General features: G+C 46.1%; 17 protein-coding genes. 6 read left to right on the top strand and 11 right to left on the bottom strand.

The genetic code is table 11. The annotated features are described in order from the left end of the window. Positions 1-226 precede the first annotated feature (226 nt). From QUB52_RS06910 to QUB52_RS06895, 4 genes are all read left to right on the top strand, one after another. Positions 227-5,704 carry an nSTAND1 domain-containing NTPase gene (locus QUB52_RS06910; RefSeq protein ID WP_332972624.1) on the top strand — a complete coding sequence of 1,826 codons (5,478 nt, stop codon included), beginning with the start codon at positions 227-229 and terminating at the stop codon, positions 5,702-5,704. Beyond that, the gene (locus QUB52_RS06905; protein WP_332972622.1) at positions 5,676-5,810 is read left to right on the top strand and encodes a hypothetical protein; all 135 of its coding nucleotides are present in this window, start codon (positions 5,676-5,678) and stop codon (positions 5,808-5,810) included. The genes QUB52_RS06910 and QUB52_RS06905 overlap by 29 nt, the downstream gene beginning before the upstream one ends. 124 nt (positions 5,811-5,934) lie before the next feature. Continuing rightward, positions 5,935-6,738, top strand: coding sequence for a TPM domain-containing protein (locus QUB52_RS06900; RefSeq protein ID WP_265239087.1), 804 nt, complete (start codon positions 5,935-5,937; stop codon positions 6,736-6,738). Positions 6,739-7,221: 483 nt separating this feature from the next. Then, on the top strand, positions 7,222-7,845 hold the full coding sequence (locus QUB52_RS06895) for a precorrin-8X methylmutase (RefSeq protein ID WP_265239086.1): 624 nt from the start codon (positions 7,222-7,224) through the stop codon (positions 7,843-7,845). Positions 7,846-7,919: 74 nt separating this feature from the next. Here the strand turns inward: QUB52_RS06895 and bchI are convergent, their stop codons facing one another. From bchI to QUB52_RS06875, 4 genes are all read right to left on the bottom strand, one after another. Further along, positions 7,920-9,035, bottom strand: a complete 1,116-nt coding sequence (bchI, locus tag QUB52_RS06890; RefSeq protein ID WP_442923168.1) for a magnesium chelatase ATPase subunit I — start codon at positions 9,033-9,035, stop codon at positions 7,920-7,922. A gap of 324 nt (positions 9,036-9,359) precedes the next feature. Continuing rightward, positions 9,360-9,533, bottom strand: coding sequence for a PEP-CTERM sorting domain-containing protein (locus QUB52_RS06885; protein ID WP_332972620.1), 174 nt, complete (start codon positions 9,531-9,533; stop codon positions 9,360-9,362). A 41-nt stretch (positions 9,534-9,574) separates the two neighbouring features. Then, positions 9,575-10,633, bottom strand: coding sequence for an RNA-binding domain-containing protein (locus tag QUB52_RS06880; RefSeq protein ID WP_332972619.1), 1,059 nt, complete (start codon positions 10,631-10,633; stop codon positions 9,575-9,577). A gap of 18 nt (positions 10,634-10,651) precedes the next feature. Beyond that, on the bottom strand, positions 10,652-13,042 hold the full coding sequence (locus QUB52_RS06875) for a tetratricopeptide repeat protein (protein WP_332972617.1): 2,391 nt from the start codon (positions 13,040-13,042) through the stop codon (positions 10,652-10,654). 193 nt (positions 13,043-13,235) lie between these two features. Here QUB52_RS06875 and QUB52_RS06870 point away from each other — a divergent pair, with 193 nt between their 5' ends. Further along, on the top strand, positions 13,236-13,421 hold the full coding sequence (locus QUB52_RS06870) for a hypothetical protein (RefSeq protein ID WP_332972616.1): 186 nt from the start codon (positions 13,236-13,238) through the stop codon (positions 13,419-13,421). 87 nt (positions 13,422-13,508) lie between these two features. On the opposite strand, the gene QUB52_RS06865 is transcribed toward QUB52_RS06870, so the two are convergent. The 7 genes from QUB52_RS06865 to QUB52_RS06835 form a co-directional block, all read right to left on the bottom strand. Continuing rightward, entirely contained in the window at positions 13,509-13,727 is a 219-nt protein-coding gene (locus QUB52_RS06865; RefSeq protein ID WP_265239081.1) for a type II toxin-antitoxin system HicB family antitoxin, read from the bottom strand. Further along, positions 13,724-13,945: a type II toxin-antitoxin system HicA family toxin gene (locus QUB52_RS06860; protein WP_332972615.1), complete on the bottom strand. Its 222-nt coding sequence runs from the start codon at positions 13,943-13,945 to the stop codon at positions 13,724-13,726. Before QUB52_RS06860 ends, QUB52_RS06865 begins: the two co-directional genes overlap by 4 nt. A gap of 437 nt (positions 13,946-14,382) precedes the next feature. After that, the gene (locus QUB52_RS06855; RefSeq protein ID WP_265235638.1) at positions 14,383-14,601 is read right to left on the bottom strand and encodes a type II toxin-antitoxin system PemK/MazF family toxin; all 219 of its coding nucleotides are present in this window, start codon (positions 14,599-14,601) and stop codon (positions 14,383-14,385) included. Next, positions 14,586-14,780: a hypothetical protein gene (locus QUB52_RS06850; protein WP_265235637.1), complete on the bottom strand. Its 195-nt coding sequence runs from the start codon at positions 14,778-14,780 to the stop codon at positions 14,586-14,588. The genes QUB52_RS06855 and QUB52_RS06850 overlap by 16 nt, the downstream gene beginning before the upstream one ends. A 169-nt stretch (positions 14,781-14,949) precedes the next feature. Next, positions 14,950-15,270 carry a type II toxin-antitoxin system RelE/ParE family toxin gene (locus QUB52_RS06845; protein WP_265235636.1) on the bottom strand — a complete coding sequence of 107 codons (321 nt, stop codon included), beginning with the start codon at positions 15,268-15,270 and terminating at the stop codon, positions 14,950-14,952. Next, positions 15,267-15,524 carry a type II toxin-antitoxin system ParD family antitoxin gene (locus QUB52_RS06840; RefSeq protein ID WP_332970442.1) on the bottom strand — a complete coding sequence of 86 codons (258 nt, stop codon included), beginning with the start codon at positions 15,522-15,524 and terminating at the stop codon, positions 15,267-15,269. The genes QUB52_RS06845 and QUB52_RS06840 overlap by 4 nt, the downstream gene beginning before the upstream one ends. Positions 15,525-15,866: 342 nt before the next feature. Further along, positions 15,867-18,386, bottom strand: a complete 2,520-nt coding sequence (locus QUB52_RS06835) for an EAL domain-containing protein (protein ID WP_332972675.1) — start codon at positions 18,384-18,386, stop codon at positions 15,867-15,869. 301 nt (positions 18,387-18,687) lie between these two features. On the opposite strand from QUB52_RS06835, the gene dapB reads away from it, so the two are divergent. Continuing rightward, positions 18,688-19,515 carry a 4-hydroxy-tetrahydrodipicolinate reductase gene (gene dapB, locus QUB52_RS06830; RefSeq protein WP_332972614.1) on the top strand — a complete coding sequence of 276 codons (828 nt, stop codon included), beginning with the start codon at positions 18,688-18,690 and terminating at the stop codon, positions 19,513-19,515. The last annotated feature ends 258 nt before the right edge of the window (positions 19,516-19,773 follow it).

Raw genomic sequence — 19,773 nt, 5'->3', positions numbered from 1 at the left:
CTAACTTGAATTTTTACTGTCAAGTTTCGCATTCTCGGAGATACAGATGTATGATGTGTTTAGATAGAACATAAAGAATGTGTAAGTTTTCATAGAAGAAGTACGAAAAACTACGTATTCCTACAGATATAAAGCGCCAGACAGGAACGAGCATCTCTAAGTAGATACGGTTTCAGTCACGATCGGCAATCGTTAAGTAATTGATTTCTGCAACAGGGGTGCACGCATGACCGATCTACTTAAACTACAAGAAACTGCTAGCTACAACGAGCGATCGCTCAAAACTCTGGTAAGAGCCATCGCCATGTCTCAGCAGCAATTTTCGCTAATTTTGGTGCGCTGCAACTACGAGCAGTTGCGAAAGCAAATAGCGCAGCGGCTACGAGAAATGTCCCCAGTGCCAATTCAAGATATTGTTCTGCCAGCATCCGTCAAAACCCTCTACACTAACCTGGTGGCAAACACACTCCAGAGTGAGTCTTCGGCTGTCGGTTCCGCCTCGGCTTTGATGGTATTCGGTTTAGAAACAGTAGTGGCGATCGACGAACTGATGGCCTCTACCAATCAAGTGCGAGACGAATTTCGCAAAAATTTTTCCTGTCCGGTGATTTTGTGGGTAACAGATGACATCGTGACCAAAATGATTCGTCTGGCCCCGGACTTCAAAAGTTGGGCCGCCGCCACGATAAAATTTGAAATGGCCGTTGACGAATTAATTGATTTTCTGGCTGGGCGGGCCGATACGATATTTAAAGTAGGCGAACTCAATCAAGAAATCGGCAGCAGCACCGCCGGCACCAGACCAGGTTTTGGTAGCTGCGAAACCGACTGGGAAAAACCAGCCTTGGAGCGTGAAATCAACTCCGAAGAACGCTTTCTCACCTTTAACTCAGGGCCCCAAAACGGACGACAATCAGATGTCCACTCCTATTCGCCCTTGAGTCCGGGCAATACCCTCGATTTGGCGATCGGCTCTTTGTCCCGCCGAGAACTAGAATTAGCTTTAAGAGATTTACAAAATCGCGGTCAAGAATTAGAACCCGCCCTGAAAGCCAGCCTGCAATTCGTTCTCGGTCGAGATTACTATGTCAGCGACCAAACCGAAACAGCATTAATCCACTACCAAGAAAGCTTAATATTTTGGCAACAGCAAACCGGCAACTGGGAACTCGCTAACTGGGAATATGCCGAAAATCGACAAACCCTCCCCTCATCCTTATTGAATCCTGTCCCCAACATCTTATTTTTAGAGAGAGAAGGCATAGTGCTGTTTCATATAGCCCTGTGTCACCGCTTGCAAGCAGCCAGAAACCCGGTAGCCAACCGCCACCACTGGGAACAAGCTTGGATTAGCCTGGAACAATCTAGAAATGCTTTCTCTCTTGCCGATCGCCCGGAATTGGTAGCAGAGGTGACAGCACACCTGGGACAAGTGCTGCAACGCCTGAAAGCTTGGGGAGAGTTGCAAGCATTAGCGGAAAATTCTTTGCAGTTGCACTTCACTTACGGTACTCCCAGCCAACTAGCTCAAGATTACGGCTTTTTGGCTGAAGTTGCCCTGCAACAGTCGAGGTGGAGTCAAGCCCGCCAGCTAGCCGAATTGGCTTTGGCGATTTTGGATCAAACGCCTAACGATTTGAGATTGCTGATTGAAGATTTGAGATTGGGATTTGCGGGAAATTATCCAGAATTTGTGGGCACTAACGAGTCAAGTAACGATCCCAGATCTAAAATCCAACATCCCAAATCTGACAGAAGTTCCTATCTGTTACTATTAGCCCAAAGTTTGCGGCAACTGGGCCAGTGGGAAGCGGCGGTGCATTCTTTGGAGTTGGCTCAAACTCAAAGTGAGCCGAAGTACGATCCCCGACTTTACATTGATATTTTGACCGAACTCCAAGCGGTTTATTTCGATCAGGGAGAGTATCTGAAAGCTTTTCGGATTAAAAAGACCCAGCGATCGATCGAGTATCAATACGGATTTAGGGCTTTTATCGGAGCCAGCCAATTGCAGCAGCAGCGCCAAGCTGTAAATCCTTCGAGTCCCTCAGCCCAAAATCAAGCTGCGATCGCAGCGTCAATGACAGCTTACTCCCGCCAAAAAGATATCAATAGATTGCTCGAAAGAATTAGCAGGGACGACCATAAATTAACTATTATTCACGGGCCCAGCGGAGTCGGGAAAAGCTCTCTAGTCAACGCAGGTTTAGTGCCAGCTTTGAAAAATATTACTCCGGGCGCGCGGGATACATTGTCCGTAGTAGTCAAAGTTTACACCGACTGGCTGGTGGAATTAGAAAATGCTTTGAACGACGCGCTGTACGACAAACAAGCCGAAGAGGAAAGGAAATTAATCGCCAAAGGAGTACAGGAAATCCAGAAAAAAAGTTGCTCGATTCTCCCCGATAGCAGCTCGGAAACTTCTTCTTTTATTATAGAGCAGTTGCGCGAGAATGCCACTAATAATTTGTTGACTGTGCTGATTTTCGATCAATTTGAAGAGTTTTTCTTTGTTTCGACTTCAGTGGCACAAAGACAAGTTTTTTATAATTTTTTGCGCTTGTTTTTGAATCTGCCTTATGTTAAGATAATTCTGTGCTTGCGCGAAGATTACTTGCACTATTTGCTCGACTGCGATCGCTTTCCCGACCTCGACGCTATTAACAATAATATTCTCGACAAAAGCATCCGCTACCAACTGCGGAGTTTTTCGATTAAAGATGCGCGGGCTGTGATCGGACACTTAACGAAACGGGCGGAATATTATTTAGAACCGGCACTGATTGATGCTTTTGTGGAAGATTTAGCAGACGAACTGCAAGAAGTGCGACCGATCGAATTGCAGGTAGTGGGAGCGCAACTTCAAGAAGAAGATATTACGACTCTAGCACAATACCAGCAATTGGGCGACAATCCTAAAGCAGAGTTAGTCAAGCGATCGCTCGAAGGAGTCATCTCTGACTGCGGGCCGGTTAACGAAGACGCAGCTTGGAAAATCTTGTTTTCCCTGACAGATGAAAGAGGCGTTCGGTTGATTAAAACCAAACACGAACTATCATTGGTCACAGGTCAGCAACCAGCAGATGTCGCAGAAAAGGAATTATTGGCGATCGGCAGCACTGGCAGAATTCCCCTACAACTACAGTTCGCGAAAGAACCAGAAAGCGGACAAAAGAAAACCGACAACCTCGACTTAATTTTAGACATTTTAGTCGGTCACGGTTTGCTATTTCTGCTGCGGGAAGCGCCAGAAGACCGCTATCAATTAGTACACGACTATTTAGTGCGACCGATCCGCCAAAGATTCGGCTTAGAAGCCAGACTGCACAAAGCAGAAGCTGACAAAAAGATGAGTCAAGCACAGCTCTATCGAGCCAATACTTTTCTCAAACAGATGCTGGGAGTAGCAGTAATCGGCGTACTACTGTTAACAAGTTCCACCATCGCCGCCGTAAATTTTTGGTGGCGGGCAGTCGGTCAAAAACAGCTAGCTGTCGCTCAAACTCAGCGAGCCGAAATCAGTACCTTAACCGCAGCTTCTGAAGCCCTTTATTTCTCAAACAACAAATTTGACGCCATGATGGAAAGTTTGAGAGCGGGTAAAAAGTGGAAACAGATTGAACACTCCCAAGAAATGCACACTCTCAAGGATACCGAAATTCTGATTTCTGCGGCCCTCCAGCAGGCAGTTTATGGCGTCAAAGAACTGAACCGCTTGGAGGGACACGGTGACGTAGTTTGGGGTCTCAGTTTCAGTCCAGACGGGCAAACAATAGCTTCGGCCAGCGTAGATAAAACCGTGAAACTTTGGCGGCGCGATGGCAGTTTGCTAGCTACTTTTAAAGGACACACTAACAGCGTTTCCTGTGTGGCGTTTAGTCCTGACAATAAAACGATCGCCTCGGCAAGTTTAGATAAAACTGTCAAAATTTGGCAACCTGACGGCACTTTGCTGGCTACTTTAACTGGCCATACTAATAGCGTGAGCAGCGTTGCTTTTAGCCCCGATAGCCAAACGATCGCCAGCGCATCTACAGACAAAACGATTAAACTTTGGAAAACCGATGGTACGCTGCTGCGAACGATCGCACAAAAAGCTTCCATAAATTGGCTCAGCTTCAGCCGCGACGGTAAAATCATCGCCGTGGCGAGCGATGACGGTACTGTGAAACTGTGGAGTATTGACGGCAGGTTAATCGCTAATTTGTGGCACAGCGAAAACAAAAAACCCTTGAAAATTTACACGGTCAGTTTTTCCCCCGACGGTGAAACACTCGCCAGTGCCGGTGAAGACAAAATAGTCAAAATCTGGAGCATCGCTGCACTAAAATACCCAGCCCGAAAAAATTCAACCAAGGCGCGGGACGGCGAACTGCTAACAACTTTGCGGGGACACAGCAAGTGGGTATTTGGTGTCAGTTTCTCCCCCGACGGTAAAACACTTGCTTCTGGAAGCGCCGACGGGACTGTCAAACTCTGGAGTCTGGCGGGTATTGGCGACAAACGCCCAACGGATGCTAGCAATATTAAACCAGAAAGTCGCTTGCTGAGAACTTTTGAGGGACACGCCGATCGAGTTACTCAGGTAAGTTTTAGCCCGGATGGCAAAACTCTGGCTTCGGCAAGTTTTGACAAAACTGTCAGACTTTGGCGACTCGATGATGTGCCTCTCAAAACCCTCGACGGACACCAAAACCGGGTGCAAAGCGTTACTTTCAGCCCCGACGGCCAAAAGCTGGCTTCTGCTTCTACGGACAAAACTATCAAACTCTGGAGCCGCACGGGAGTTTTGCTCGAAACTTTGGAAGGACACACTCAGAGAGTCTCCAGCGTCAGTTTCAGCCCTGACGGACAGCTACTTGCTTCTGGGAGTTACGACAAAACGGTGAAAGTCTGGAGTCTGAAAGAAGATGGGATGAGTAATAATCTTCCTTGTCCTTCGGCGCCGCTATTCCCGTGTTCGCCTTCTGTGCTGTTCACTCTCGAAGGGCACGCCGACAGCGTGATGAGCGTGAGTTTTAGCCCCGACAGCGAGATTGTCGCTTCGGCTAGCAAGGACAAAACTGTGAAACTCTGGACGAGACACGGCAGGTTGATTAAGACTTTGACGGGACACAAAGGCTGGGTGACTGGGGTGACATTCAGTCCTGACGGTTCGATGCTGGCTTCTGCAAGTGATGACGGTACTGTCAAAGTGTGGAATCGGGACGGTCGTTTGCTGAGGACTTTTGAAGGGGCTCACAACAGTTTTGTGTTGGGGGTGGCTTTTAGCCCTGATAGCAAAATGCTGGCTTCGGCTGGTTACGATAATTCGGTGAAACTGTGGAAGGTGGACGGGACTTTGGTGGCGACGCTGCTGAAGGGTTCTAGTGACAGCGTGACTAGCGTGGGTTTTAGCCCGGATGGTTTGTTGGTTGCTTCGGGTAGTTATGATCATAAGGTGAAGTTGTGGAGCCGCAGCGGGACGTTGCTGAAAACTTTGACTGGTCACAAGGATAGTGTGATGAGTGTGAGTTTTAGCCCGGATGGGAAAATTCTGGCTTCTGCTAGCAAGGATAATCGGGTGATTTTGTGGAATTTGGATCTTGATGATTTGCTGGTTCGGGGCTGCGATTGGGTGGGGGATTATCTGAGAACTAATCCTAATGTGAGCTCGCGCGATCGGCGTCTCTGTGATGGGGTGGCGGCAAAATCTCAGTTTTAATCTGAAGGAAGAGGGAAGAAGGAAGACGGAAGAAGGAAGACGGAAGACGGAAGAAGGAAGACGGAAGAGGGATTATGTAACGCAATTCCCAACTTTCCTTCTCTGAAGCCTTCCGCTTGCTCTCAGCTTCCTGTAAAGTAAATAATTGTAAAGAAAAATGAGTTTTATCTTATCCTCTGGTTAAGACCGCCACCTAACATTCACAATTAAGACCCGAATTAGAAGTTCCTATGTCACAGCTTTTCCCGCGCAAATTCCTAGCATCTGCTGCTGCCTTTTTTCTGGCTTTGTCGGTGTGGGCGATCGCACCTGCGGCCCACGCTTTCAACAATCCCGATTTGTTACCCCAAGTTCAGACACCAATCATTGATTTGGCTAAAGCCCTTACGGATATTGAAGAAGAGGATTTAGCAAAACAATTAAACGCCTTTGAAGCCGAAACCGGTTGGAAGCTGCGAGTGCTGACTCAGTACGATCGCACGCCCGGTTTGGCTGTCAAAAGTTATTGGGGCTTAGATAAAAAGAGTGTATTGCTAGTTGCTGACCCCCGCGGTGGCAATTTGCTCAATTTTAATGTCGGCGACTCGCTGTATCCGCTGCTGCCGCGTACTTTTTGGGTGGAACTGCAAACCCGCTATGGTAATCAATTTTTTGTGCGGGACAATGGGGAAGATCGATCGATTATTGAATCTTTGGAGTCGATACAAGGCTGTTTGCGTCAGGGCGGATGCCGCGTGGTTCCCGGTTTGCCGAGGGAACAGTGGGTGCTGACGCTAATTAGTTCGATCGTTGGCGGTGTAATCTGCGGGTTTGCGGCTCAGCCGCGGAAACCTGGACAGGGTGTGGCTTGGCAGTGGGCGCTGATTTTTTCGCCGCTGTGGGGGATTCTGTTTTTGGCTTTCGGAGTCGGGCCTGTGGTGAGTCGGACTTCGGATTGGTTGCCTTTGGCTCGGAATGTGGCCGGTTTTGCGATCGGGGCTTTGGTGGCATTCTTGACTCCGGTTTTGGGCAAGTCTCCTTCGGAGGAAAGTTAGTTTTTTTAAGAGTCAGTTGGCAGTTGACAGTTGACAGTTGGCAGTTAGCAGTTGACAGTTGGCAGTTAGCAGTTGACAGTTGACAGTTGACAGTTGGCAGTTAGCAGTTGGCAGTTGGCAGTAGTCAGGGCGGGCTGTTTAGGTTTAGTTCGCGATCGGGTGGCGACTCTTAGAAAGCTGATTTTTCACGAGAATCTGCGGGCTGCAATCAAGTATTGTTGTGAAAAAAACCGGTTTCTCAGCCCCGCGCGCAAGTTCAAAGAAACCGGGCTTTTTTCCGAATCTGCGGGCTGCAATCAAGTATTTTTGTGAAAAAACCTGGTTTCTAGACACCATAGATAATTTCTGAAACCCTTGATTAGACTGTTTCTTCCGTCTTCCCTTCTTCCCTTCTTCCTTCTTCCTTCTTCCTTCTTCCTTCTGTTATGACTAAAAGCTGGTAAGCTAATACCTGACAATTCACAGGCGACAGCTATCCAACAAATGGAATGGCACGTAAGCGATGCCCAGAGTCTGGGATTAATTGATAACGAAATTGGCGATCACAGTTTTTCTGCGGCGGAGTACGAAATAGTCCGCCGTGTGATCTATGCGACTGCTGATTTTGAGTACAAGTCTTTAATTAGTTTTTCCGATCAGGCTTTGCAAGCCGGGGCGGCTGCTTTGGCTGCTCGAACTACGATCGTGGTAGATGTGCCGATGGTGCAGGTGGGCATTACGCCGCTGATCCAAAGTACCTTTGCGAATCCGGTTTACTGTTCGATGGACGCTTTGACACGCCCTCAAAAGGAACGGACGCGCGCTGCTTGGGGGATTGAAACTTTGGCAAGGCGCTATCCTGAAGGGATTTTTGTGGTTGGCGAGGCTCAAACTTCTTTGTCGGCGATCGTAGATTTGATTGAAACTGAGGAAATTCGGCCGGCTTTGGTGATTGGAACACCTTCTGGGTTTGTCGGGGTTGACGTGGCTAAGTCGCGACTGCACGATTCGATGGTTCCTCATATTCGGATTGAGGGGCGCAAGGGCTCGGCGGTGGTGGCTGTGGCGATTGTTAACGGTTTGGTGGATTTGGCTTGGCAAGCCTATGGCCAAGAGGGGAACAGTTGATCGGATTTATCAGACTTTAAAGCCGACTCGCAGAGGTTCCATTTGTGAAGATACTGCTCTTGGCCATTTAGGCTCTAACTTTCGGTTGTTTCTAGGCCGAATACGCGATCGAACACTTTAGTCACTTTATAGCCGGAATCTATTGATTCTAACGGGTCTTTCCGCAATCGGTGCCGCAAACACAGAGTCATTACCTTGCGAATGTCGTCCACAGTGACTTCTGTGCGGCATTCTAGGGCGGTGAAAGCTTTGGCGGCCCGATTTGTGACTAAATCTCCCCGCAGTCCGTCTACGTCCAATTCGGCGCAGACTTGGGAGATTTTGACTCGCAAATCGCGATCGATAGTTACGGATTTCAGCCTTTCCTGGGCTTCCACCAATTTCTGCTGCATATCATCTTGTTCGTGCTGATATTTGGCGAGAAATTCGGGGGGATTTTGATCGAAACTCGATCGCTGTTCAACAATTTCTACTCTCAGATTCGGGTCTTTTACAGTCCGAATTTCGGCGTGCATTCCGAATCTATCGAGCAATTGCGGCCGCAATTCTCCTTCTTCGGGATTGCCGGAACCGATTAAAATAAACTTAGCCGGGTGGCGGATCGAAATGCCTTCTCTTTCGACAGTATTCCAACCGCTGGCGGCGGAGTCGAGTAAAACATCGACTAAGTGATCGTCGAGCAAATTGACTTCATCGACGTAAAGAATGCCGCGGTTAGCTTTGGCTAACAGGCCTGGTTCAAAAGCTTTCACACCTTCGGACAAAGCTTTCTCAATGTCGATCGTACCGCACACTCGGTCTTCGGTGGCACCGAGCGGCAAGTCTACCATTTGGACTTTTTTGCGGGCGATCGGCATTGTACCGTGATGCAAAGTGCGATCGCGCACTTCATCGCTCATCAAATCGGGATCGGTGGGATGACTGTTAAAAGGATCGTCAGCCACCACTTCAATTTCTGGCAGTAAATCTGTGAGGGCGCGGATTGTGGTAGATTTGCCCGTACCGCGATCGCCCATAATCATCACGCCACCAATTTTCGGATCGATGACATTCAACAGCAGCGCCAGTTTCATCTCCTCCTGGCCAACAATCGCGGTGAAGGGAAAAACAGCGCGGCGGGCTGGGGTAGCGGTAACGGTTGGCAGAGCGCCCGCATTTACGTTATTGCTGACTTCGGCAGTAGGACTCACAGGATAACTCAAAATATAACAATTGCTTGTTTATTGTACGGGATAACCGATTTTAGATTTTAGATTTTAGATTTTAGATTAACGTATTTCTGTCATTGCGAAGGTAGTGAAGCAATCTCAAAGCCTTGCTACACCGTCATAATGCGTCGATGACTGGGAAACCGGGTTTTTTTCGCCAAAACTGGGCTATAGCCTTTAATCCCGGTAAAAAACGCGGTATCTAGGCGGGGCGAGATGCAGACGGCGGTTGAAACCGCGTCTACACAAACAAAGTCTGCCTCCGCAGACTGAAGAAAATAACGTAATTTTAACCGCCCTGTCTTCTTATCTTTTTGTGCGTCTTTTCTTCCACAACAAACCCATTCCAGCAGCCACCATTGTAGCCATCGCCGTCATCGGTTCCGGTACAGCAGCATCAGCAGCAGCGAAAGGTTCATACTCATAAACTGCGCTAACCGTAGTAGCTTTGGAGGGTGCGTGAGAACGAGAAATCTTCAACTACCAACGATGAGGCTATTCTCACGTACCGCATAGTCCCATTATAGGTGTTCGTAGATATCTGGAATATCAAGAGGTTGAGAGCTGTTCGACATCCGAATATAAAATTCAAGTTTCTTTTCGTTCGTTTTCTGTAGCCAAGCTTTTTTCGCCGATTTTTTTATATCAATCGCGCAGACATCTTTGCCATCAATTTTTTCAAACCTAATTTTAATCTGCTGAGTAAAGTTGCTGCCAATATATTGACAAATTGAATCAATAATTGTCCGCTCTAGCTTATCTATATTTCCATTTGATAGTAAAGATAAATCCTTTTCTAGCCCGAAAATATTACCATTATCTTCGATGCCGATAATGAGAGTTCCACCTTCAGAATTAAGAAATGCAGCAATTGTCTTAAGAGTGCTAAATCTTAAGTCTTTATTCTCACAATCGCGCCGAACATCCCACTGAAAGGTACTCTTATATTCCAAGCGATCGCTTTCAGGGAGTTTGATCAACTCAGAAATTGGGCGCAGTTCGCCAATTTTTCTGATCGTTGTTAAAAAGCGGCGTATTTGTCGTGCCTCAATCCGTCCTTTCAATATTTCTTCTGTATCTGCTGCATCGATTACCGTTTTGTTAATCACGGCAATGTACTGACCAAAATATGTTTGATCCAAGGTTTCTATATTCTCGTTAATCCACTGCTCATTCTGAACGTTACCCCAACGGTTGAAATAGGCGATCGCATCCTGAATCGATTCATCAAGTATATCGAAAATATTACCTGGCATAGTTTTAGAAATATAGTCCCATGCGCCCATCTTGAAAACTTTGCGGCAATCTGAAACTGTATCATTGGCTGTCAAGATAATAACTACAGAAGAAAGATTTCGGGCTTTCACTTCGTCAATAACAGCAAATCCACTGTCATCCTGCTCCATTCGCATATCTGCAATAATTACGTCAAAGGGAGTTCCCAACTTCTCTTTAGCTTGAGCAACATTGGTAGCCGTTTCAATCTGCTCATAGCCATAGTCCCCAAGCCATTCCAGTAACTCATTCAAATATCGAGGATTGTCTTCTACCAACAGCAAATGAACATTTTTAGTTTGCATATTATCTTACACCTCTTCCTAAAGATAAGGAATATAAATTTCAAATCTAGCTCCATCTTGTCCCGTTTCCCGAATATAGCCCTTCATCTGGGTCAGGGTTTTACGGATAATGAACAGCCCTAATCCGCTACCTTTACCCTCCTGAGAAGTGGTTTTTAGGGGTTGAAAGATCCAATCTTTATGATACTCTGGAACGCCCTTACCATCATCAGCAAATTCAAGAAACAGATATTTTTGCTCTCCAGGGACATTCGTTCCCCGAATTCCTGATGATGGGTTGACCACATCTTGGGATGTGATACGAATGGTCAATTTCGGCTGGTCAGCATTGTGCTTCAGAGAATTTTCGACCAGTTCATTCAATGCACTCTTTATTTTTTCCTGATCTCCATAGAACGGAGAGTCACCGTTTCTTATGTCTAGCAGAATCCAAGCATTATCAATATGGCAAGTTATTTCCCACTTTTCAAATAGTTCCTTGACCTGAAAACGGTGATTTTTGATCGAAATACCTTCGTTGATAGCTTTCAAGTCATTGAGAGCACTCTGGGTTAGTTCCAGTTGTGTCAGCAATTTATCAAACTGGGCGTAATGCTCGTCATTAGGTGATAACTTTCGGATGGATCGTATAGTCTTCGACTTGATCACAGCCAATTCGTTATTCACAAAGTCAGAGATATCATGGGCAGTTTTGGAAATGACCGTCAAAATCCTCCGATAGTCGTCATTAGAAATAGTTTCAATCTCAGATTTTTGTGCTTCCTTGCGTTTGTCAATCTCTTTGAAGACATCTTCAATCGCTTGAATAATACCGTTTAATAAAGGATCTTCGCGATCGGAGCGATGTGAAATTCGATAAGCAATTGCTTTAAGGATGCTGATCTCATTGGCGATTTTGTGATACATCGCCCGATTGAGCATTTCCGTGTCGCTTAATTCGCTTGGGACATCAGTTTTGACCATTTCAAAGTAGTCTTCCCCACTAAGGTTAAGAGTCAGCATTTCCTTTGCTTGAGCATAACGTGGAGAATCTTTTTCAATTTTTTGTAGCATTGCAATGGCTGTTTCGTTGTGGGGATTCTCAGCAAAAATACTTCTAGCACTGTAAAGCAGCGTTCTCTCTATGTCATCCGATTTGGCAATTGCTGCCTCGAAATATTCATTACCTTTCTCTGGTTTCTTGATCAAGTAGTATAGCCTACCTAAGTTGAGTAGAATTATATTGGCTTCATATTGACTCAGCGCCTCCATTCTGATTGCTGCTAATTGGTTGATTGCCTCTTGATACTTACCTAGTCTTTCTAGTGCAGGGGCGTATTGAAAATAGATAAAATTGTTTCTTGTATTAGGATTTTGCAATCCAATTTTTAGGGCTTGTTCAAAGAAGGGTAAAGCTTTCTCATACTGACCCATCGAAATCAAACTCTTGGCATAACTATTGAGAGCACGGGTATAACTACTAATAGTTCTCGGATTATTCGGGTAAAGTTGAAGTGCTTGCTCAAACAACTGAAAAGCTTTCTCATACTGATTCGTTGCCGTCAAAGCATGGGTATAACTACTAATATTTTTCAGATTAGGTTCAATTTTAAGCAAGCGGTCAAACAACTGAAAAGCCTTATCATACTGATTAGTTGCCGTCAAAGTATTGGCATAATTACTGAGAGTTGTCGGATCCTTCGGGTCAAGTTGAAGTGCTTGCTCAAACAACTGAAAAGCCTTGTCATACTGATTATTTGCCGTCAAAGCATTAGCATAATTATTTAGAGTTATTAGATGATCATTAGATTTGATTTTAAGCGCTTTATCAAAGAACTGAAAAGCTTTCTTATACTGATTAATTTTAATTAAAGTATGGGCATAATACCTAATAGTTATCAACTTGTCAGGTTCAAGGTCAACTAATTTTTCCAAGACTTCCAAAGCTTTTTCATGCTGGCCAGTTCCATTCAAAGCATAGGCATAACTAGATAATGTTTTCACATTCTTAGGATCCTTCTCTAGCGATCGCTTAAAAAATGGTAAAGCCTTCTCATGCTGACCAGCCAAAGTCAACTCCTTGGCATAACTACTGAGAGTTCTCGGTCTATTCGGCTCAATGTCTACTAGAATCTTCAAATTTTCTAAGCATTCATCTAGCCTACCTCCCTCCTTTAATACCTTAGTATAGGAACTTAACATTTTTACATTTGTAGGGTCAATCCTCTTAGCTTTTTCAAAGATTTTAAATGCTTCTTGACATTGCTTATTTTTGCCCAATACTTCACCATACTTTCTCAAAAATTCTGTATTATTGGGAGCTATTTGCAAAGCTTCCTGGAATATGCCGATCGCTCCCTTATAATCACCTGCCTGTATGAGTTTTTCAGCTTGGTTCTTTAAGGTTTCGAGGCGATCGCTATTCATCATACTATGTCCCCGTTAATAGTGAAGATACTTGAATAATAGTAACACTCATACGAAACATCAGCTAAAACACTAAACTCGTCTAGTTTAGAAATAAAATTTTGATGATGATTCCGTAAAATCGTGCAACTTCTGGCATAAAGCTTTTCTAGACGATATGAGGATTATTTTAGCCAATCTAAGGGCACAATGACACTTGAGAGAGAAGGAATTTCCAGCGATCGCACTTTTGACATCGAAAGGTCGAGATCCCTTTACGACTTTTTCACGGGCGGCGGGCGATCGCTCTTTTGGTATCGTGCCGGTCGATCGCCCTTTACAACTTTTTCACGGGCGACGGGCGATCGCTCTTTTTTGCATCGTGCCGGTCGATCGCCCTTGACTACTTTTTCACGCGCGAAGGGCGATCGCTTTTTTGGGGATGGAGGGGTGATCGCTTTTTGGGATGGAAAGGGCGATCGCCTTTTATTTAAGCTGCAACGGTCATCCGACTTGGAGGTACTAAACCTTCTTCTTCGCAATAGTCAAGGTAGCTGGCGATCGCTTCTTGAGCATTGGCTATCGCTTCTTCATAAGTTTTCCCATAAGTGCAAGGCTGCATCGCCAGTTTAGCAAACTCTGGTAGTGTTACCAAATACAGTTGATCCTCTTGTGACCATTGAATTAATAAACTATAGCGGTAATTCATTCCTCTGATTCCTCTGCTGCAATTGTTTCTAACTCTTGAATTGCTTGTTTTAACAATTTCTCCAAATATAACGGTGTATCTTCACCGTCTTTGAAGGCAATAGTAATTAACAGTTGTAGTTGCGAATGCTTCCAGTTCTGATGACTCCCCTTCCCACGCCGCTGCACAAACCCTAATCTAATCAATTCAGCCTTATAGTCCCGAATTTTCCTTGGCATATAGGCTCTTACTTCATTTACATAATTATCAATTAAGTTTCCCGATTTCCCAGTTTAGCATTAATATCGCTTTTCTGGGATGGGAGGGCGATCGCACTTTTAGCATCGAAAGGTCGATCGCCTTTTACTACTTTTTCACGGGCGAAGGGCGATCCTCTTCGAGGGCTTCGCTAACGCTCTTTTAGTATCCAAAGGTCGATCGCCCTTTACTACTTTTTCACGGGCGGCGGGCGATCGCTCTTTTTGACATCGAAAGGTCGATCGCACAACACAACGCAGTCAAACAGCATTTTGAACAGACGGAACGCTTGACAACAGGCAATTACTGCTGAATAATTTCAACGATTTTAGCGATCGCCTCGTTCAACTTATCAGGCTTAAGCTTACCAGCTTTATAAAGTATAATTTCTCGGTCAGCCGTAAACAAGCGATTAGGTCTAATGTTGCTCGTAAGGTTTAAGTCGGCCCTCACTAAAATCACTACTTTCAAGAGTAATAGCATAGCGATCGGCTATTCTCTGGCTAGTAATTTGACAAAGAATTAGATCGTCTCCTGTCAAAGTTGCTATAACTAAAGCCGGTCGGCGCTTGGCTTGTGTTAAATCTGAAAATGGGAATGGAACAACTACCACATCACCTTTTACAAATTCTGCCATGCTTCATCCTCCTCTGACTTTAACCAGTCTTTTTGCAAAGCAGATTCACTTAGCAGGCTTGACTCTAACTTGTTTTTATCATATTTTACTTTTAGAAATTGCAGAAAATCCCAAACTTCTTCTAATATAAAATCTGGAATATTATCCACTTCTTGAAGCAGCAATTCTTTAGCGTTCATGTCATTTACCCATCAAGACATAGTAACTGTTCATCTATGATAGCATCTTTGAGATTAGGAGCGATCGCTCTTTTTTCATCGTGCCGGTCGATCGCCCTTGACAACTTTTTCACGCGCGAAGGGCGATCACACTTTTTGGTATCGAAAGGTCGATCGCAATTTCTAATAACTATTCTTCCTCTCCTAAAATCTCTGGAAGATCGCGCGCAGCATGGAGTAGCCTCACAATCTCAATATATTCATCCCTTTCTACATAAAAAATTAGATGCTTGTCAAATCCCCTGACAGCCCACTTCCGCAAACCAACCAGACGCGGATTTTCAATACTATAAAGGCTACCAATAGCAGGCATTTGTGCTAATTGGGAGAAAGTTTGCCTGGCCGCATCAAAAAATCTCAATGCCGCATCAAAATTATTGGTAGCGATATAGGCAAACTGTTCATCAATGTCAAAACTAGCCATTGGTCTAATTACAATTCGTCTGGTCATGTCTTCTGTTTGCGGACTTTTTCAACAAGTTCAGTGCGTTTTTGTTCCCACCACTCATCCGTAATTTCAATAGATTCACCGCTATCTAAACCTTCCAATAGTAATGTCTCAAGTTGTATTTTTGCGACTCGTTCTAATTCTTGGCGAATCAAGTGTCGGATGTATTCGCTGGTGGTACTGTAGCCACCTTTGGCAACCTGTTCGCTGATAAAATCCCGCATCGATTCGGGTAGCGATATGTTGAGTGTTGTCATAGTTTGTAAACTTTTACATCTCTAACTATTCAAGTATGGCAAATATTGTCAATTTTTGTCAACTGCTGTTTAAGCTGAGGTAGGTAAGGGCGAGATCCGTTTACTGCTTTTTTTCAGGGAATGGCGAGATCCCTAAGAGCGATCGCTCCCAACACTACATGATTGCGTAAAGTTTTATTGGAATTAAGCCGCGTTTCGCATAAAACTAGCCGATCGCACTGGATAGATCGATGACGGTTGGCATCAAAAGTGCGATCGTCTGCGATAACAATGCTTGCGGGCGATGGTATTGACTAATAACCAATAACCAACAACCAATAACCAATAACTAATAACCAATAACTACCACTGTGGCTCCGAAGCCATCAAGGCAGTCGCAGCCTCGCTTGGTAAGGGCTTAGCAAAAAAATAACCTTGGCCGTACTCGCAGCCGATCGCCCTTAACCGAGCTAATTGTGCCGCCGTCTCCACACCCTCAGCAATCACATCCATCCCCAAAGCGTGCGCCAGCGCCACAATCGTCCGCACGATCGCCACATTCTCTCCCTCGCCCAACTCCATTAGCCCCACAAACGACTTATCAACCTTCAAAGTATCCGTAGGAAACCGACTCAAATAACTCAACGACGAATAACCAGTGCCAAAATCATCAATTCCCAACTTGACATTTAACGCTTTCATCTGCTTCAAAACCGCGATCGCCGACTCCACATCATCCATCACCACACTCTCAGTAATCTCCAGCTTCAGACTCTCGGCACTCAAACCCGTTGCCCGCAAAATAGCCTGAATGCGATCGACCAAATCCGGTTGAGCAAACTGCTTCCCAGATAAATTTACACTCATAATCAAAGGTTGATCGAAATCAAACATTCCCTCCCACAGCCGCAACTGCCGGCAAGCCTCCTCCAACACCCACTCACCCAGTGGCACAATTGCCCCCGTTTCCTCAGCCACGGGAATAAACTTAACCGGCGAAATCAAGCCCCGCTGCGGGTGCTGCCAGCGCACCAAAGCCTCAAATCCAATAATCCTCCCGCTGGCTAAACACACAAAGGGCTGGTAGTACAGCAAAAACTCCCGACGCTTGACAGCCATCCGCAAATCCGTCTCCAACCGCAACCTCTCCACAGCCAAATCGTGCATCGAAGCATTAAATACCTGATACCTTCCCGTTCCCAAAGCCTTCGCCCGGTACATCGCCGTGTGAGCGTCCCTGAGCAAGTGTTCCGGCTGTTCCCGGCTGGCAGCAGTTGGTTCGCCACCCACCGCAATCCCGATGCTGGCGGTGACAAATACTTCCTGCCCTCTTAACTCAAAAGGCACAATTAAAGCTTGGTGAATGCGATCGGTCAAATCCACCGCACTCTCAACATCAACATTCCTCGCCAAAATGGCAAAATCGTCGCCCCCCACCCGCGCCACAGTATCCGCACGACCAATACTTGCCCTCAACCGCAGCACTACTGCCCTCAGCAGTTCATCCCCCACCAAATGACCCAAAGAATCATTAATCACCTTAAACCTGTCTAAATCCAAAAATAGCACCGCAAACAGATAGCTGCGACGGCCCTTAGTATTGGCGATCGCCCGCCCCAAAGACTCTACAAACAAATCCCGATTCGGCAAACCCGTCAGAGAGTCGTGAAAAGCATCGTAAAGCTTCCTGTAAGCGCTGACACCCACACCAGTCACCACCAAACCCAAAGCCGGCGACACCAGTGGCACCCATCCACCGCCCATAAAAATCACAAAACTCATCCCGAACAGCCCGATCAATGCCACACCCCCAACCAATCCCGCCCTCGCCGGGTGCACAATCCGCCAAGCCACAACCCCGCCAAGTACCGCCCAACCACCGTTCCACAAAATTTCTGCCCATTGTGGCCACATCCAAAAGAGCGATCGCCCCTGCAAAACCGCACTCAATATTTGGCTGAGCATTTGTGCGTGCAGCAATACCCCCGGTATTTTCGGACTTTGCTTTTTCACTGGGCTGTAGGGCGTGAGAAACACGTCTCTGCTACTCTGTGCCGTCGTCCCAATCAGCACGATTTTGTCCTTTACCCAGCTTGGATCAATTTCCCCGTTCAATACCTGCGTGATACTGACTTGTCGCGCCACCTGTTTCCCAGAACGGTATTTGAGCAGAATTTGGTAGCCTCTGGTATCGAGATTTGCATAGCCGCCGCTGTCAGATTTTAAAGGCACAAATTCTGCTTTTCCCCAGTTGATTTGGTGGGGATTGACAGGGCTATTTTTCTGCTGCACTCTGTCTTTGAGATACAGCAAAGCTACTTGCAAAGAAAACGAGGAAGCAGTTTTCTTGTCTGGTTGCGAGACTGAGAGCAAATTGCGGCGCACAACGCCGTCAGTGTCGAGTACGAAGTCGTTAAAACCGACCCGATCCGGCGGTATCCCCGGAGGCGCAGGCACTCCCGGACTATCTGAATCGCTCAATTTGTTGATCGCCACCACATTCGGCGCTTTCAGTTGAGTCAGCAATTCTTGGTGTCCCGGTGCTTGAGGCAAATCCCGGTATAAGTCCAAACCGATGACTTTTGGCTGGTATTTTTGCAGTTTTGTCAAGGTTTGGGCGATCGCGCCATCGGAAACCGGAAATCTCCCCAAAGCTTGAATATCTGCCTCGGAAATTCCCACGATCAGCAGTCGCGGATCGGGGTCAGCATCGGGCTGCAAGCGCACTAACGAGTCAAAACTGCCCAATTCCCAGCTTTGCAGCCATCCCAACCGCTGAACTCCCAGATTCAGCAGCGTTACAGTCACGCCCGCCAACAAAGCAGGCAAAATCCTGACCCGCTGGCCTGGAGAACTCAAGTTGAGGCCAGTGGCGACAGACAGTACAGAACGAAGATTTCGAGAGAATTTGGCAGTCACAGAAAAAATATATGGGTGCAAATTCGCTTCTGACAAGTCGGTTCTTACAGAATTGAGCTTATTATGATATTGAGTAATTTATGTAGAAGTTGTGCCGAAACCGAGTTTATTCAAGCTAATTACTCGATTTTGTCAAGTATTTCTGGATGGGAAACCGGTTTGTTGAAGATTTGCCGACAAGTCGTGTTTTTTATTCGCCTGTTTCCCCAAATTCCCAGAAGCGTTAAAATTTAGTCGATCGAACTTTCAGGATATATTTGAGATTATGACGAATCAACTTCCGATTCCGGTGATTGTTAACGGTGCTGGCGGCAAGATGGGCCGCGAAGTAATTAAGGCGATCGCCAATGCTGATGACATGACCTTATTTGGGGCTGTAGACCGCTCTCCTGAGTGCCTCCACGTCGATGCGGGGGAATTAGCCGGATGCGGCCCGTTAGAAGTTCCCGTGACTGACGACTTGCAAGGAATGCTGGTATTGGCTGCTCAGGAAAAGCAGTTAGGCGTGATGGTAGATTTTACACACCCGAAGTCGGTTTATGAAAATGTGCGATCGGCTATAGCTTATGGTATACGGCCGGTAGTCGGCACTACTGGCTTGAGCAGCAAGCAAATTGAAAACTTAGCTGAATTCGCGGACAAAGCCAGCATCGGCTGTTTGATTATACCCAATTTCTCGATCGGCATGGTTTTGCTGCAACAAGCCGCCGTGACGGCATCTCAGTATTTTGAACACGTAGAAATTATCGAGTTGCACCACAATCAAAAAGCCGACGCTCCCAGCGGCACAGCGATTCAAACTGCCCAAATGTTAGCAGAAATGGGAAAAACTTTCAATGTCCCCGAAGTTGAGGAAACGGAAAAAATACCCGGAGCACGGGGATCTGTGGCGGATGAAGGGATTCGGATTCACAGCATCCGTTTACCCGGTTTAATTGCTCACCAAGAGGTAATTTTTGGAGGTGCAGGTCAAGTTTATACTTTACGACACGATACGAGCGATCGCGCTTGTTATATGCCGGGAGTTCTGTTATCTATACGTAAAGTGCTGGAATTGCGATCGCTCGTTTACGGATTGGAAAAAATCTTGTAGTTATTAGTCAGTTGACAGTTGACAGTTGACAGTTGACAGTTGACAGTAGTTTCAACAATTACCTAAAACCTTTGATTAATCTCGCTGATTGCCAAGTCTAGATCCCCCTAAATCCCCCTTAAGAAGGGAGTAGGGGTTGACTTTGATCAGAATCTTGCCCCCCCCTTCTGAAGGGGGGCTAGGCAGGGTGGATTAATTGTCAGGGGGGAATGTATGATAGAAGAGGCAATCAAGTCTGCCCTGGATGGGTAGATTATA

This window comes from Microcoleus sp. A6-C6, from assembly GCF_036705955.1.
Classification (GTDB): Bacteria; Cyanobacteriota; Cyanobacteriia; order Cyanobacteriales; family Microcoleaceae; genus Microcoleus.
Note: the sequence above shows the minus strand (reverse complement) of the source record. Positions and strands in the feature narration are given on the sequence as shown.

Excerpts from the sequence above, each read along its gene's own strand:
- QUB52_RS06865 (WP_265239081.1), bottom strand. The coding sequence starts at position 13,727 with ATGAATTACCGCTATAGTTTATTAATTCAATGGTCACAAGAGGATCAA.
- QUB52_RS06905 (WP_332972622.1), top strand. The coding sequence starts at position 5,676 with ATGGGGTGGCGGCAAAATCTCAGTTTTAATCTGAAGGAAGAGGGAAGA.
- QUB52_RS06840 (WP_332970442.1), bottom strand. The coding sequence starts at position 15,524 with ATGACAACACTCAACATATCGCTACCCGAATCGATGCGGGATTTTATC.
- QUB52_RS06900 (WP_265239087.1), top strand. The coding sequence starts at position 5,935 with ATGTCACAGCTTTTCCCGCGCAAATTCCTAGCATCTGCTGCTGCCTTT.
- QUB52_RS06895 (WP_265239086.1), top strand. The coding sequence starts at position 7,222 with ATGGAATGGCACGTAAGCGATGCCCAGAGTCTGGGATTAATTGATAAC.
- QUB52_RS06845 (WP_265235636.1), bottom strand. The coding sequence starts at position 15,270 with ATGACCAGACGAATTGTAATTAGACCAATGGCTAGTTTTGACATTGAT.
- QUB52_RS06875 (WP_332972617.1), bottom strand. The coding sequence starts at position 13,042 with ATGATGAATAGCGATCGCCTCGAAACCTTAAAGAACCAAGCTGAAAAA.
- QUB52_RS06860 (WP_332972615.1), bottom strand. The coding sequence starts at position 13,945 with ATGCCAAGGAAAATTCGGGACTATAAGGCTGAATTGATTAGATTAGGG.
- QUB52_RS06850 (WP_265235637.1), bottom strand. The coding sequence starts at position 14,780 with ATGAACGCTAAAGAATTGCTGCTTCAAGAAGTGGATAATATTCCAGAT.
- QUB52_RS06880 (WP_332972619.1), bottom strand. The coding sequence starts at position 10,633 with ATGCAAACTAAAAATGTTCATTTGCTGTTGGTAGAAGACAATCCTCGA.
- QUB52_RS06855 (WP_265235638.1), bottom strand. The coding sequence starts at position 14,601 with ATGGCAGAATTTGTAAAAGGTGATGTGGTAGTTGTTCCATTCCCATTT.
- QUB52_RS06910 (WP_332972624.1), top strand. The coding sequence starts at position 227 with ATGACCGATCTACTTAAACTACAAGAAACTGCTAGCTACAACGAGCGA.
- dapB (WP_332972614.1), top strand. The coding sequence starts at position 18,688 with ATGACGAATCAACTTCCGATTCCGGTGATTGTTAACGGTGCTGGCGGC.